The following is a 14,919-nucleotide window of genomic DNA, read 5'->3' as shown; positions in this document are numbered from 1 at the left end:
ATGAGCGACTCACTCGAACTCAGCCTTGAAGGCGTCGAACGCCGTTCCCTGGCTGACTTCACCGAACAGGCCTACCTCAACTACTCCATGTACGTGATCATGGACCGTGCCCTGCCGCACATCGGCGACGGCCTCAAGCCGGTGCAGCGTCGCATCGTCTATGCCATGAGCGAGTTGGGGCTGGACGCCGACTCCAAGCACAAGAAGTCGGCGCGCACCGTCGGCGACGTGCTCGGCAAGTTCCACCCCCACGGCGACTCGGCGTGCTACGAGGCCATGGTGCTGATGGCCCAGCCGTTCAGCTACCGCTACACCCTGGTCGATGGCCAGGGCAACTGGGGTGCGCCGGACGATCCGAAGTCGTTCGCCGCCATGCGTTACACCGAGGCGCGCCTGTCGCGCTATTCCGAAGTGCTGCTCAGCGAGCTGGGCCAGGGTACCGTCGACTGGGTGCCGAACTTCGACGGTACCCTGCAGGAGCCGGCGGTGCTGCCGGCGCGTCTGCCGAACATCCTGCTCAACGGCACCACCGGCATCGCCGTGGGCATGGCCACCGACGTACCGCCACACAACCTGCGGGAAGTGGCCAGCGCCTGCGTGCGCCTGCTCGACGAGCCCAAGGCCACCATCGAGCAGTTGTGTGAGCACATCCAGGGCCCGGACTACCCGACCGAGGCCGAGATCGTCACCCCGCGCGCCGATATCCTCAAGCTCTACGAGACCGGCAAGGGCTCGATCCGCATGCGCGCGGTGTACCGCGTCGAGGACGGCGACATTATCGTCACCGCGCTGCCGCACCAGGTCTCCGGGGCCAAGGTGCTGGAGCAGATCGCCGCGCAGATGCAGGCCAAGAAGCTGCCGATGGTCGCCGACCTGCGCGACGAGTCGGACCACGAGAACCCTTGCCGCATCGTCATCATCCCGCGTTCGAACCGCGTCGATGCCGCCGAACTGATGCAGCACCTGTTCGCCACCACCGACCTCGAGAGCACCTACCGGGTCAACGTCAACATCATCGGCCTTGACGGCCGTCCGCAGCTGAAGAACCTGCGCGCGCTGCTGCTGGAGTGGCTGGAGTACCGGATCGGCACCGTTCGTCGCCGCCTGCAGCACCGTCTGGACAAGGTCGAGAAGCGCCTGCACCTGTTGGAAGGCTTGCTCACTGCGTTCCTCAACCTGGATGAAGTGATCCACATCATCCGTACCGAGGAGCACCCCAAGCAGGCCCTGATCGCCCGTTTCGACCTGACCGAGATCCAGGCCGACTACATCCTCGAGACCCGCCTGCGCCAGCTGGCCCGTCTGGAGGAGATGAAGATCCGTGGTGAGCAGGACGAGCTGCTCAAGGAACAGAAGCGCCTGACCACCCTGCTGGGCAGCGATGCCAAGCTGCGCAAGCTGGTGCGCAGCGAGCTGATCGAAGACGCCGAAACCTATGGCGACGACCGCCGCTCGCCGATCGTCGAGCGCGCCGAGGCCAAGGCCCTGTCGGAAAACGAGCTGATGCCGACCGAGCCGGTCACCGTGGTGCTGTCGGAGAAGGGCTGGGTGCGTTGCGCCAAGGGCCACGACATCGATGCCACCGGGCTTTCGTACAAGGCCGGTGACGGCTTCAAGGCCGCTGCCGCCGGACGCTCCAACCAATTCGCCGTGCTCATCGACTCCACCGGCCGCAGCTACTCACTGGCCGCCCACAGCCTGCCGTCGGCTCGTGGCCAGGGCGAGCCGCTGACCGGTCGCCTGACTCCGCCGCCCGGCGCTACCTTCGAGTGCGTGCTGCTGCCGGAGGACGAGGCCCTGTACGTGGTGGCCTCCGACGCCGGCTACGGCTTCGTGGTCAAGGGCGAGGACCTGCAGGCCAAGAACAAGGCCGGCAAGGGCCTGCTCAGCCTGCCCAACGGCGCCAAGGTGATGACTCCGCGGCCGGTGGCCGACCGCGAGCAGGACTGGCTGGCCGCGGTGACCACCGAAGGCCGTCTGCTGGTGTTCAAGGTTGCCGACCTGCCGCAGCTGGGCAAGGGCAAGGGCAACAAGATCATCGGCGTGCCGGGCGACCGGGTGGCCAGTCGCGAAGAGTATGTGACCGACCTGGCGGTGATCAGCGAGGGCTCGACCCTTGTATTGCAGGCTGGCAAGCGTACCCTTTCCCTGAAGCCGGATGATCTCGAGCATTACAAGGGTGAACGGGGGCGTCGTGGTAGCAAATTGCCACGTGGCTTCCAGCGCGTCGACGGGCTGATGGTGGAAACCCCGGCCTGAGTGGATGGACCGTCTGCTGCGGCATTTTCGACGCCGCTTCAGGCGGAAATGCTGGAGTCTGGCGGCTATTTCACGGATGATAGTGCCCGCGTGGCGCCGGCGTGGCCGAGTGCCAGGATGAATCTACATGAGTATCACTGCGGTCAGTCTGGTGACGGCCGCCTGGATGGGATGAATGAAATTTCCGCGCCTTCCATTTGCGCTGCTGATGACTGGTTTGCTGGGCCTGAGCGGATGCAGCATGCATCAGCCGGTCGCCCTGTATCAGCTCGACAGTGGTGAACCCGGCCAGCCGACCCAGGCGGCGGGCATGGCGGTGGTGCTCGGCCCGGTATCGGTGGCCGACTACCTGCAACGCGAGACCTTTCTCCAGCGTCAGGCCGACGGCAGCCTGACGGCGGCCACCGATGGCCGCTGGGCCGGTAGCCTTTCGTCGGATATCGACCAGTTGCTGGTGCGCCAGCTGGCTTGGCGCCTGGACAGCCAGCGCGTGGTGCTGGCACCGGCGAGCGCCGGCTTCACGCCGGACGTGCAGGTGCTGTTGTCGATCACCCGCCTGGACTCGGGCAAGAACCAGCCGGCGATCCTGGATGCCCAGTGGCGCGTGCTGGACCGCCGTGGCCAGGTGCGTGACAACCGTATCGTCCACCTCGAGCAACCCCACGCGGGCACCGAGTCGGCGCAGGTCCAGGCCCAGGGGCAATTGCTGCAGAAGCTGGCTGAACAGCTGAGCGGCGTGGTCAAGCCACTGGCCAACCAGCCGGCCATCGCCGAGGAGACGCCCCGCAAGCAGGCGGCCCCGGTGCAGGTGAAGAAAGAGCCGGAGAAGCCGAAGATTCCGATGGCTTCGCCGATTCGTACCGATATGGAAGTGTTCCGCTTCTGATATCCAACAGCCACAAAAAAGCCCGCAGCGATGCGGGCTTTTTTGTGGCTGTGTGCTCGGGACGACGTTATCGGATCGGCGTGGGAGCGGGCTTGCCCCGCGATAGGGAGGCATTGCCTACCTCGATGCTATCGCGGGGCAAGCCCGCTCCCACGCAAATCCTGGATCAGCAGTCGCGTTCAGGCCCGCCGCTCATGCATCCGTGCCAGCTGGCGCTCCAGCATCGACGGGTAAGGCTCCATCAGGCGTTCGACACAGCACGCGCCCTCGGGGCTTGCAATCGGCCGAATACGCGCACGCTGGCGCACCAGGGCGTCATCGCTGATGCGGCGTTCCACCAGCAGCAGGTTGCGGCTGTGCTGCGACAGGGCCAGGGCATCCTGGGCCTGTTCGGTCATCAGCAGGTCGACCTGATCCATGCCTTGCAGGTCGTCGGCCAGTACCAGGCCCAGTTGCAGTTGCAGGGTGATGCCGCTGTCGGCCACCTCGATCTGCAGGGCGTGGCCCAGGGCACGCAGCAGCTCGCCGCAGCAGATGGCGTTGGTCAGGTAGTCCTCGCCGCAATCGCGGCTGTGGAACAACAGCAGGGTGCTGCCGTCGTTCAGGGTGTGGACTTCCCCTTCGTACAGCGAAGCGGCCTGGTCCAGGCAGTCGCGGTAGCGTTCCAGCAATTCGGTCAGGCGGGTGCGTGGCAGGCGGCGCAGTTGCTCCTGGGAGCCCAGCTGCACGGCCAGCACGGCACTGAACTGCGGCTCGTCGGACTCGACGATGACAGGCTTGGCCGGGGCGCTTTGCTCATCCATCAGGTCGGCGAAGGCGTCATCGTCCTCGTCGTGATCGACAGTCTGTAGCGCCGCGTTCGTCCGTGGAGCGAGCTTGGCAGCTGGCGCGTCGTCGAAATCGTCTTCCTCGTCTTCTTCCTCCGGCTCCGGTGGCGGCGGAGGGGCGAGGCGGGCGTGCAGCTGGCGCGCCAGGTCGCCAATCTCGTCCTGGCGGTCGGTGCCCGGCGTGTACGGGTGCGGGTCGCGCAACCAGACGCGCAGTTGCAGCAGCGGGGTCGAGATGAAGCGGCCCAGACGCAGGCTGAGGGTCAGGGCCAGGGCCAGCAGGATCGCGGCGAGAATGCCCATGCTCTGCAGGCTGATCAGCATCGGCTGCTGGAACTGGCTCATGTCCAGGCTGATGCGCAGCTGGCCGGCGGTCACGTCCTGGAAGGTGATCTTGGTCTGGTAGACCCCTTCGGTTTCGCCCAGCAGGCTGTTGCGCGGGCGCTGGCCGGCCTCGGCGAGGATGCGGTTGTCCACGCTGTAGATGGCCGCATGGGCCACCAGCGGGTTCTTCACCAGGTTGCCCAGCAGCACGTTGAGGCTGAGGATGTCGTTGGACACCAGCAGTTCGGTGGCCGAGGTGGCGGTCTGGGTGGTCAGGCTCTGGCCGACGGCATCGGCCTGCTCGTGCATGGCCTGCTTGAACTGCAGGCCCATCACGCAGGCGTAGATCACCAGGGCCAGGGCCACCAGGAAGATGTTATGGCTGGCAATGCGCAGGGCCAGTGGGATTCGGCGCTGGCTCAGGGCTCGGTAGATCATCAGGAAGAAGTTGTCGGGTTTTACGGGCGTGGGCCGGTTCACAGAGCTCGGCTCTTTATGGCGAGAAAGTTGCTGCGCAGTATAGCGATACGTGTTTTGTCGGCAAAGTATCGTTGGCGCCCGATGGTCATGGAAAATCGGTAGAATGCGCATTTTTCATCGAGTTGGAGCCCCGGTCTTGCGCGAAATCGTCCTGATCAACATCACTGGTGAAGACCGTCCGGGTCTCACTGCGGCCATCACCGGCGTCCTGCTCCAGGGCGGTGTGAACATTCTCGACATCGGCCTGGCGGTCATGCACGGCACCCTGTCGTTCGGCATCCTGGTCGATATCCCCGACAACGAAGTGGCCACCGCGCTGCTGCAGAGCGTGCAATCCAAGGCTCACGAACTGGACTTGCAGGCCCGCTACACTCCCATTTCCGAGGCTGACTACCAGCACTGGGCCGACAGCCAGGGCGAGGCGCGCCATATCGTCACCCTGCTCAGCCGCCGGGTGAACCCGCAGCAGTTGCAGCGGGTCAGCGCGATCATCAGCCAGTATGGCCTGACCATCGAGCGCATCGAGCGGCTGTCCGCCCGCGTGGCGCTGGACGCCCCGACCGACAAGGGCAAGTCCGCGCTGGAAATCTCCGTGCGCGGCGAGGCCAGCGATGCCCAGGCCTTGCGCGCCGACTTCTTTGCGCTGTCCGAAGAGCTGAACATTGACATCGCTTTCCAGCGCGACGACCTGTTCCGCCGCAACCGCCGCCTGGCGGTGTTCGACATGGACTCGACCCTGATCGAGGCCGAAGTGATCGACGAGTTGGCCAAGGCCGCCGGCGTCGGCGAGCAGGTGGCGGCGATCACCGAGCGCGCCATGCGTGGCGAGCTGGATTTTCGCGCCAGCTTCAAGGAGCGCATGGCCTTGCTCAAGGGGCTGGACGTCAGCGTGCTCGACCAGATCGGCGCCTCGCTGCGCCTGACCGAGGGTGCCGAGCACCTGTTTGCCGAGCTCAAGCGCCTGGGCTACAAGACCGCCATCCTCTCCGGTGGCTTCACCTACTTTGCCAAGCAGGTACAGGCGCGCCTGGGCATCGACTACGTGTTCGCCAATGAACTGGAGGTGGTCGACGGCAAGGTGACCGGCGTAGCCGTCGAGCCGATCGTCGATGCCCAGCGCAAGGCCGAGTTGCTGCAGCAACTGGCCAGCGAGGAGGGCCTGCAGCTCGAGCAGACCATCGCTGTCGGTGATGGGGCCAACGACCTGCCGATGCTGTCCCTGGCCGGCCTGGGCGTGGCCTTCCGCGCCAAGCCGCTGGTGCGCCAGTCGGCCAAGCAGGCGATCTCGACCTTGGGCCTGGATGGTGTGCTTTACCTGCTCGGCGTGCGTGATCGCGAAGCGCGCGGTTGATCTTGAGTCCCGGGGCTGCAACGCAGCCCCAATAAAAAGGCCCTGCATGATTCGCATCATGCAGGGCCTTTTGCTTACCGAAAGGTCAAGCCTGGGTCGGCTGCGCCAGCAGCTCACCCATGCGCACCGCGGAGCCGGCACCCAGGCTCTCGGCCCACTTCACCTGCTCCGGCCCGAACAGCACGATGGCGGTGGAGCCCAGCTTGAAGCGGCCCAGTTCGGCACCTTTTTCCAGGTGGATCGGCGCACGGCTGGCTTCGTCGTAGCGGAAGGTCTTCAGCTCGCGCTTCGGTGGCGTGACCAGGCCGGCCCAGACGGTCTCGATCGAGGCGACGATCATCGCGCCGACCAGCACCACGGCCATCGGCCCGCGCTCGGTGTCGAACAGGCAGACCACGCGCTCGTTGCGGGCGAACAGCTCAGGCACGTTTTCCGCGGTGGTCTGGTTGACCGAGAACAGCCGACCCGGCACATAGACCATCTCGCGCAGGGTGCCGGCCAGCGGCATGTGCACACGGTGGTAGTCCTTGGGCGACAGGTAGATGGTGGCGAACTCGCCGCCCATGAACGGTGCGGCCAGGGCCGGATCGCCGCCCAGCAGCTCCAGGGCGCTGTAGCCGTGGCCCTTGGCCTGGAAGATGCGGCCGTGCTCGATCGGGCCGAGCTGGCTGACGGCGCCATCGGCCGGGCAGAGGATCGCGCCGGGGGTCTCGTCCAGCGGGCGGGCTCCCGGCTTGAGGGCGCGGGTGAAGAAGGCGTTGAAGTGCTCGTAGGCGCTGAGGTCTTCGACCAGTGCCTCGGACATGTTCACCTGGTAGCGCTTGGCGAACCAGGCGGTGAAGGCGTTCTTGAACCAGCGTGCGCGGCACTCGGCGACGCAGCCGGCCAGCCGCGACAGCAGGTGGTGCGGCAGCAGGTACTGGCTGATGATGAACAAGCGGGATTTCATTGAGCGTCCTTAAACTTCGACGGGCGTGTCGGGGTGATTGCCCCATTCGCCCCAGGAACCGGCATAACCCTTCACCCGTGGATAGCCGAGGGCCTTGGCCACGAGGTAGGTGAAGCCGGAGCGGTGGTGGGTCTGGCAGTGGGTGATCACTTCCTTGTCCGGGGTGATGCCCAGGTTTTGCAGGATTTCGGCGATGTCCTTGCGGATACGCAGGTGGTCGTTGAGGTCCATGCCGGCGGTCCATTCGAAATTGATCGCGCCGGGAATGTGTCCGCCCTTGGCCGCCAGCACCTTCTCGCCGCTGTATTCCAGCGGCCCGCGGGCGTCCCAGATGACCAGGTCGGCGGCGCCCAGGCGGCTCTGCAGGTACTCGCGGGTGGCGGTGGGTTCGCCATGCAGGTGCAGGCTCACCGGACCGCCGGCGACTTCGGGTGTTTCGGTGGACAACTTGTCCGCCGGCCAGGCCTGGATGCCGCCGTTCAGGTAGTGGTAACCCTTGTGGCCGATCACGTCGAGCAACCAGATGAAGCGCCCGGCCCAGCCGCCGCCCTCGTCGTCGTAGACCACGTAGACCGCATCATGACGGTGGCCGAGTTCACCGAACAGCCTTTCCAGGTCGGCCCGGGCCGGCAGCAGGCCGGGGGCCGGGGGCTGGCCCAGCTGGGTGCGTTTCGGGTCGACGAAGCGGGCTCCGGGGATGTGCCCGCTGCCATAGCGGTTGGCGCTGGTCAGGTCGACCAGGATCAGTCGTGGCGAATCCAGGCGCGGCAGCAGGTCCTCGGCTTCGATCACCAGGGGCAGGCCGGAAAAGTCAGTCATCCACGTTCTCCAGGGTGGAAAGAGGGGCGATTGTAGCGCAAGGGTCAGGCATTGCGGGTGGCAAACACGGCCAGGGCGCGTTCCACGCATTGCGCGGTCTTGCCGAACGCCTGCACGCTGACGTCGGCCAGCGGCTTGCCGTCCTGGTCGGCCACTGCCAGCATCAGTACCTGGTCACCCACCGCCAGCGAGCGCAGCAACAGGTGCTCGCCGCGGAAGAAGGCGCGCAGCGGTGCCGGCAGCAGGGCGCTGAACTGGGCATGGTTGTCGGGCGTCAGGCGCAGTTGCCCGGCTTTGGCCATCAACTTTTGCAACAATTTGTTTTGCACAACGGGCAACGCCATGGCGGCGGCCTCGCGTGGCAGACCGGCGGTCTGCTGCACGCGCAGGTAGTCGGTGGTCTTGTCCAGGCTCAGCAGCATGATGCGCTGCATGCCGCAGGCCAGCAGGGCGTCGCGGGCCTGGGTGGCCAGGTGCACGGCGTTGCTGAACGGGCTGGGCTGGGCCAGCAGTTCCTGGCACAGCGTACGCCAGCGGCCGAGGTCCTCGGTGCTGGGCGGTGGTGGCGTGAGCATGTCCGGATGCGGCCGGCGCTGGTGCCAGGGCCAGATCAGTGCCTCGGCCGGGTGGAACAGCGCATGCCGGGCGTGGTGGCGGGCACTGGCCGCGGCCTGCTGGTGGACCTGCTGCTGGACATCGTCCAGGGTGGTCTGCAGGTACAGCGCGGTAAGCAACTGCCAGCGCAGCAGGTGCGGGTTGTCCCAGCCCACCTGGGCGGCCAGGGCAAGGCCGTTGGCCAGCAGCACGGTGTTAGGGGGCTGGTTGAACCACCGGCGCAGGGCCGGCTCGTCGTCCAGGCGCTGCTGCTGGACCAGCGGGTCCTGTTCGCGGGCGATGTTCAGCACCAGGGCGAGTTGTTCGCGCTCTTCAAGCAGCAGGCGGTAGCCCTGGATGACCCACTCGGGTAGGCGCCAGTGTTCGGCCAGGCTCCGGCACAGTTGCATCAGGCGCACCCCGAACAGTTCCTGCTCGACCACGGCGGCGTCCTCGCCCTTGTGGATGACCCGTAGCTCCCAGGTGTCGAGCAGCTTGGGGTAGGCCAGCGCCAGAGGCCACAGCGGCGAGAGGAACAGCAGGCTGCCCCAGTGAATCTCCTGCCAAAGCCGCGCCAGGCGGCTGGCGAACAGGCCGTTGGCCTGCTGGGTGGCGTGCTGGCTGATCAACAGGAACTGGCGCAGCACCGGCGGGATCTCGTCGCCCGGCATTGCTGGCAGGCGGGCCAGCAACTGGCTGGTGCGGGCCAGGCCGAGGCGGTTGAGGGCAATTTCCAGGCTTTCGGCCGGCTCCGCCTGGCTCGCGTTGGCCGAATGATTGGCCTCGCGCATCACGCACAGCACCAGCGCGGGGCTGTCCTGCATCAGTTCGGCGATGTCGCGCAGGGAGCGGCGGCTGTCGTTGATGGCCTGTAGAACACGGTCGTGGCTGTCTTTCGGCACCGGTACTCGAATCCCGTCGAGCAGCTTTATCCAGGCCTCTAGACTCGACGGAACCTGACTTGGCACCTTGGTTTCACTTGGCATATTGACATCAGTCCGAACTGGCTTTTCGCAATGAGTGGCTATAGTCTGGCGCAGTTCTGCCGATAAGTAGAAGAAGAGTTTTCAAGCTTCCGTTCCCTACCCTGACCACGACAGCAAGTGCTTCCAACTTATGGCTAAAATTATCGGCATCATCGTCGTATTCGCGAGCGTGCTCGGCGGCTACGTGCTTTCCCACGGCAAGATCGCGGCACTGATCCAGCCGTTCGAAGTGCTGATCATCGGCGGCGCGGCCTTTGGTGCGTTCCTCCAGGCCAACCCTGGTTACATGACCATGCATGTAATCAAGAAGTCGCTGAAGATGTTCGGCACCCGCTTCACCCACACCTTCTACCTCGAAGTGCTGGGCCTGGTGTACGAGATCCTCAACAAGAGCCGTCGTGAAGGCATGATGGCCATCGAGGGTGACATCGAGGACGCCGCGGCCAGCCCGATCTTCGCCAAGTACCCGGCCGTGCTGGGCGATGAGCGCATGACCGCGTTCATCTGCGACTACCTGCGGATCATGTCCACCGGCAACATGGCGCCCCATGAGCTCGAAGGCCTGTTCGACATGGAGCTGCTGAGCATGAAGGAAGAGCTGGAGCACCCGTCCCACGCGGTGACCGGCATCGCCGACGGCATGCCCGGCTTCGGTATCGTCGCGGCGGTACTGGGTATCGTGGTGACCATGGCCTCGCTGGGCGATGGCGACCAAAAGTCCATCGGCCTGCACGTGGGCGCGGCGCTGGTCGGTACCTTCTTCGGTATTCTCGCCGCCTATGGCTTCTTCGGCCCGCTGGCCAACGCCCTGCGCCACGATGCGAAAGAGGAGCTGAACGTCTACGAGGCGATCAAGGCCTCGCTGGTGGCCTCGGCCTCCGGCATGCCGCCGTCGCTGGCGGTCGAGTTCGGTCGCAAGGTGCTGTACCCGGCGCACCGCCCGAGCTTTGCCGAGCTGGAACAAGCAGTACGCGGTCGCTAAGCCATGGAGAACAATCAGCCCATCATCGTCAAGCGCGTCAAGCGCTTTGGCGACGGCCATCACGGCGGCGCCTGGAAAATCGCCTTCGCCGACTTCGCCACGGCAATGATGGCGTTCTTCCTGGTGCTCTGGCTGCTGTCGACGGCCACGCCCGAGCAGAAGATCGCCATCGCCGGTTACTTCAAGGATCCGATTGGCTTCTCCGAGAGCGGCACGCCCTACATCATTGACCTGGGCGGCTCGCCGCAACTGGCGCCGGAAAAGACCATCAACCCGGAAACCAAGTCGGAGCCGACGCCTGACACCAGCATCCAGCTGGACAAGGACCAGGTCGAGACCATGGCCGAGCAGGTCGAGCGCGAGCGCCTCGAGCTGCTGCTGCAGGAGTTGCAGAACAAGGTCGAGGAAAACCCGCAGTTGCAGAAGTTCAAGGACCAGATCCTGTTCGAGATCACCCAGGACGGTCTGCGCATCCAGATCATGGACGCCGAGAACCGGCCAATGTTCGACCTGGGCAGCGCACGCCTGCAGCCGTATTTCGAGGACATCCTGCTGGCCATGGCCGACACCATCAAGGCGGTGCCGAACAAGATCAGCATCAGTGGCCACACCGACGCCAAGCCGTATTCCGGCACAGGCGACTTCGGCAACTGGGAACTGTCGGCCAACCGTGCCAACGCCGCGCGTCGGGCCCTGGTTGCCGGTGGCTATCCGGACGAGCAGGTGGCGCGGGTTGTCGGCTATGCCTCGTCGTCGCTGTTCGACCGGGCCAATCCGTTCAACCCGGTTAACCGCCGCATTGATATCATCGTCCTGACCAAGAAGGCCCAGCGCGATATCGAGGGTGAGCAGGGCACGCCGGAGGCTACGCCACCGGCCACTGCAACGCCGCCTGCGGACGCTGCGCCGGGGGCCGCCGCGGCGCCGAGCGATGCGCCTATGCAGCCGCGCGAACTGCGCCAGAAGCTGAACATCTTCGAGGATGGCGTGTTGAAGATGGATGAGGCCAAGGACCAGTAAATGACAGGGGCCGCTTAGCGGCCCTTTTTCATTGCCAGCACCACGTTCAGCGTGGGAGCGGGCTTGCCCCGCGATGAGTCAATTGCAGGCAGTGCAAGTCAGTTGCTCCCACAAGCCTGCCCTGGCGCGCTCAGAAGCCCCGCCTGATCTTGGCCTTGAGGTCGGCGTGAAAGAAATCCGCGTTGTCCCTGTCCGACAGGCTCCCGGGCCCGGTCATCGAGGCCATGGCGCGGCCAAAGGTCTGCTCGTCATGGTAGGCCCGCACGAACAGCTCGATATGCTCCCGCTCGCGCATTGCTGGCCACCTGCCCAGGCACTCCGGCAGCTCGCCGCTGCCCGCGTGATAGAAACTCACCCGACGATTGGCCATGGCCGCGGCGCCCAACAGCCAGGCCGTCCACCAGTCGTCGACGGTGTGCTCGGACAGCACGCCGATCCAGTGGGTGGCATCGGCCATGTGCTGGCAGAAGCCGCCGTGCAGGTCGTCCAGGGTCTGCCCTTCACTGTCGAAGGGCACCAGTTGGGTGGGAATGCCTTCGAGCAGCAGGCGTTCATTGAGGATGAAGGCATCGAGCCGCTCATCCCGGCGGTAACTGATGAAAACCGGCATCCTTGTTGCCCTCCCTGATCAATGCCGACGACATGGCATGACCATCGGGGAAAGCCGGGAGGGGGACAATAGGTGACCGCGAAACCGGAGCGATCCTACTCGCCCCGGTAACATTTCCTACGGCCCAGGCAGGCAAACCTGCCAATCAGTAGGTGTCTTCAGGCAGGCTGGCGATAATCGAGCGGTAGCTGTTCATGCGCTGCTGGGTGACGCTTCCGTCCTCCAGAGCCTTGAGCAGTGCGCAACCAGGCTCGCGGTCATGCTTGCAGTCGCGGAAGCGGCAATTGCCGATCAGTTCGCGAAACTCGATGAAACCATCCTCCACGTCATCGCGGCTGACGTGCACCAGGCCGAACTCGCGGATGCCCGGCGAGTCGATCAGGTCGCCGCCGTTGGGGAAGTGGTACAGCCGTGCGGTGGTGGTGGTGTGGGTGCCCTGGCCAGACCACTCCGACAGGTCGCCAACGCGCGTGTCGGCGGCGGGCAGCAGGCTGTTGACCAGCGAGGACTTGCCCACGCCGGACTGGCCGACGAACACGCTGATATGGCCGTCGAGGGTTTCCTGCAGGCGTTGCATGCCATCGCCGTGGTGGGCCGAGACTTCCAGTAGTGGGTAGCCCAGGCCTCGGTAGACTTCCAGCATCGCTTCGAGGGTCGGGCCGTTCTCGTCATTGATCAGGTCGGCCTTGTTCAGCAGCAGCAGCGGGCGGATACCGGCATGCTCGGCGGCCACCAGGTAGCGGTCGATCAGGTTGGGGTGTGGCTCGGGCGCCGGGGCGAAGACGATGACGATCAGGTCGACGTTGGCCGCCACCGGCTTGAGCTGGCCGTGGTTGTTCGGTCGGCACAGCTCGGTGCTGCGCGGCATCTGCGCGACGATCACGCCGATCCCCTGGTTGCCGGCGCGCCAGACCACGCGATCGCCGGTGACCAGCGCCGGCAGGTTGGCCCGCAGGTGGCAGCGGAAGACCTGGCCGGCGGCCTCGCCGTCCTGGGCCTCGACCTCGACCTGCACGCCGAAGTGGGCAATCACCAGGCCCAGCTGCTCCGGCCCCAGATCGCCACCCTCCAGCTCCTGCAGCACGTGCTGCTCGCGTTTGGCGGCGCGGGCGGCGCGCTCGCCCTGGATCTTTTCGATGCGCCAGTTCTGGCGGCGGTTGAGCTGGCGTTTGGCCATGAGGGTTCCGTGTCGGCGGGGCAGAAAGAAAACGGCGGGCAGTTTAGCACGGCGCGCCCACGAGCCGCCCCGCTAGGCTAATATGACGGGCTATTCGAGGAGCCTTTTCATGCAGAACCCACAGAACCTGATCTGGATCGATCTGGAGATGACCGGCCTGGATCCGGACAACGACGTCATCATCGAGATGGCCACCATCGTCACCGACAGCGAGCTGAACACCCTGGCCGAAGGTCCGGTGATCGCCATTCACCACAGCGACGAAGTGTTGGCGCGCATGGACGAGTGGAACACCCGCACCCACGGCGCCTCGGGCCTGACCCAGCGCGTGCGTGAGAGCAAGGTGAGCATGGCCGAGGCCGAGGCGCAGACCATCGCCTTCCTCGAGCAGTGGGTGCCGAAGGGCAAGTCGCCGATCTGTGGCAACAGCATCTGCCAGGATCGTCGTTTCCTGTATCGCCATATGCGCGAGCTGGAAAACTACTTCCACTATCGCAACCTCGATGTCTCCACGCTCAAGGAACTGGCCGCGCGCTGGGCGCCGGACGTACGCGACAGCTTCAAGAAGGGCAGCACCCACCTGGCGCTGGACGATATTCGCGAGTCGATTGGCGAGCTGCGTCACTATCGCGAGCATTTCATCAAGGTCTGACCTTGCCGTGCGCTGACGATCGTCGGCGCGCCCCCTTTTGGTGCCCCGCGCGACTGGGTAGACTGCGCGCCTTTCCCGCACGGACCTGCACCATGTTGCTGATGCTCTACCTCATCGCCATCACCGCTGAAGCCATGACTGGCGCCCTGTCCGCTGGCCGCCGCGGCATGGACTGGTTCGGCGTGGTGCTGATCGCCTGCGTTACGGCGCTGGGTGGCGGCTCGGTGCGCGACGTGCTGCTCGGGCACTACCCGCTGACCTGGGTGAAGCACCCGGAGTACCTGGTGCTGACCAGCTTCGCGGCGCTGCTGACGATTTTCATCGCGCCCTTGATGCGTCACCTGCGGTCGCTGTTCCTGGTGCTCGATGCCCTGGGGTTGGTGGCGTTTACCCTGATTGGTTGCATGACCGCGCTGGAGATGGGGCAGGGGTTCCTGGTCGCTTCGATTAGCGGGGTGATTACCGGGGTGTTTGGCGGCATCCTGCGGGATATCTTCTGCAACGATATTCCGTTGGTGTTTCGGCGTGAGCTGTATGCCAGTGTTTCGTTTGCGGCGGCTTGGTTTTATCTTGGGTGTGTTTACTTCAAGGTGCCGGCGGAGCAGGCCATGTTGCTGACACTGTTTGGTGGTTTTCTGGTGCGGTTGTTGGCGATTCGGTTTCATTGGGAGATGCCGAAGTTTCATTACAACGATCAACAGTAAATTAGCGCTGCGCTTTGAGGGGTTCGGTTATCCCTGTGGGAGCCGGCTAGTCGCCGAGAGCCTATAATTTAGCTACACTGCCAGTGGTCCAATAGTTGGTTCATGTCTGTTGATCTTGATCTTGATCTTGATCTTGATCTTGATCTTGATTTTGTTTCTAAGTGCGCGATAGTTCAGGCGACGCCAATTGCGACTTCAGGAGGCCGAGCGGAGTTCTTGCGAAGGGAGGTGACGGGCATGGATGCCCGTCAAGCGCTGCGCCCCAGGATGGGGCGTTCAGCGCGGTCCTCCCGGGAGCA

13 protein-coding genes and 1 pseudogene are annotated in these 14,919 nt (G+C 65.0%); 8 read left to right on the top strand and 6 right to left on the bottom strand.

What is annotated here, in order from left to right; translation table 11 throughout:
- Window positions 1-2,259: a DNA topoisomerase IV subunit A gene (gene parC, locus HU735_RS25630; RefSeq protein ID WP_186716220.1), complete on the top strand. Its 2,259-nt coding sequence runs from the start codon at window positions 1-3 to the stop codon at window positions 2,257-2,259.
- Between the two features lie 175 nt (window positions 2,260-2,434).
- Complete coding sequence (locus tag HU735_RS25625) at window positions 2,435-3,145, top strand: ABC-type transport auxiliary lipoprotein family protein (protein ID WP_186716219.1); 711 nt, start codon at window positions 2,435-2,437, stop codon at window positions 3,143-3,145.
- Window positions 3,146-3,324: 179 nt separating this feature from the next.
- Here HU735_RS25625 and HU735_RS25620 read toward each other — a convergent pair whose 3' ends face one another.
- A complete protein-coding gene (locus HU735_RS25620; RefSeq protein ID WP_050707167.1) occupies window positions 3,325-4,776 on the bottom strand; it encodes a histidine kinase in 1,452 nt (483 codons plus the stop codon).
- Between the two features lie 136 nt (window positions 4,777-4,912).
- Here HU735_RS25620 and serB point away from each other — a divergent pair, with 136 nt between their 5' ends.
- Window positions 4,913-6,127: a phosphoserine phosphatase SerB gene (gene serB / locus HU735_RS25615; RefSeq protein WP_186716218.1), complete on the top strand. Its 1,215-nt coding sequence runs from the start codon at window positions 4,913-4,915 to the stop codon at window positions 6,125-6,127.
- 85 nt (window positions 6,128-6,212) lie between these two features.
- On the opposite strand, the gene asd is transcribed toward serB, so the two are convergent.
- The 3 genes from asd to HU735_RS25600 are packed head-to-tail and all read right to left on the bottom strand — an operon-like array spanning window position 6,213 to window position 9,475.
- A complete protein-coding gene (asd, locus tag HU735_RS25610) occupies window positions 6,213-7,076 on the bottom strand; it encodes an archaetidylserine decarboxylase (protein ID WP_028688274.1) in 864 nt (287 codons plus the stop codon).
- A 9-nt stretch (window positions 7,077-7,085) separates the two neighbouring features.
- On the bottom strand, window positions 7,086-7,895 hold the full coding sequence (rhdA, locus tag HU735_RS25605) for a thiosulfate sulfurtransferase (protein WP_186716217.1): 810 nt from the start codon (window positions 7,893-7,895) through the stop codon (window positions 7,086-7,088).
- Between the two features lie 44 nt (window positions 7,896-7,939).
- Complete coding sequence (locus tag HU735_RS25600; protein ID WP_186716216.1) at window positions 7,940-9,475, bottom strand: HDOD domain-containing protein; 1,536 nt, start codon at window positions 9,473-9,475, stop codon at window positions 7,940-7,942.
- Window positions 9,476-9,605: 130 nt separating this feature from the next.
- On the opposite strand from HU735_RS25600, the gene motA reads away from it, so the two are divergent.
- Both motA and motB read left to right on the top strand, forming a co-directional pair.
- Window positions 9,606-10,457 carry a flagellar motor stator protein MotA gene (gene motA / locus HU735_RS25595; RefSeq protein ID WP_023630652.1) on the top strand — a complete coding sequence of 284 codons (852 nt, stop codon included), beginning with the start codon at window positions 9,606-9,608 and terminating at the stop codon, window positions 10,455-10,457.
- Window positions 10,458-10,460: 3 nt separating this feature from the next.
- The gene (motB, locus tag HU735_RS25590) at window positions 10,461-11,477 is read left to right on the top strand and encodes a flagellar motor protein MotB (protein ID WP_186716215.1); all 1,017 of its coding nucleotides are present in this window, start codon (window positions 10,461-10,463) and stop codon (window positions 11,475-11,477) included.
- 130 nt (window positions 11,478-11,607) lie between these two features.
- Here motB and HU735_RS25585 read toward each other — a convergent pair whose 3' ends face one another.
- Together HU735_RS25585 and rsgA are read right to left on the bottom strand one after the other, a co-directional pair.
- Window positions 11,608-12,087 (bottom strand): molecular chaperone Tir, encoded by a 480-nt coding sequence (locus HU735_RS25585; protein WP_186716214.1) that lies wholly within the window; start codon window positions 12,085-12,087, stop codon window positions 11,608-11,610.
- 145 nt (window positions 12,088-12,232) lie between these two features.
- The gene (rsgA, locus tag HU735_RS25580; RefSeq protein ID WP_186716212.1) at window positions 12,233-13,264 is read right to left on the bottom strand and encodes a small ribosomal subunit biogenesis GTPase RsgA; all 1,032 of its coding nucleotides are present in this window, start codon (window positions 13,262-13,264) and stop codon (window positions 12,233-12,235) included.
- 109 nt (window positions 13,265-13,373) lie between these two features.
- Here rsgA and orn point away from each other — a divergent pair, with 109 nt between their 5' ends.
- From orn to HU735_RS27205, 3 genes and pseudogenes are all read left to right on the top strand, one after another.
- A complete protein-coding gene (orn, locus tag HU735_RS25575; protein ID WP_186716211.1) occupies window positions 13,374-13,916 on the top strand; it encodes an oligoribonuclease in 543 nt (180 codons plus the stop codon).
- 92 nt (window positions 13,917-14,008) lie between these two features.
- Window positions 14,009-14,620 carry a trimeric intracellular cation channel family protein gene (locus tag HU735_RS25570; RefSeq protein WP_023630647.1) on the top strand — a complete coding sequence of 204 codons (612 nt, stop codon included), beginning with the start codon at window positions 14,009-14,011 and terminating at the stop codon, window positions 14,618-14,620.
- Window positions 14,621-14,722: 102 nt separating this feature from the next.
- Window positions 14,723-14,919: pseudogene (locus tag HU735_RS27205) on the top strand (hypothetical protein); the annotation flags it as partial.

This window comes from Pseudomonas sp. BW16M2, from assembly GCF_014268865.1.
GTDB lineage: Bacteria > Pseudomonadota > Gammaproteobacteria > Pseudomonadales > Pseudomonadaceae > Aquipseudomonas > Aquipseudomonas peradeniyensis.
Note: the sequence above shows the minus strand (reverse complement) of the source record. Positions and strands in the feature narration are given on the sequence as shown.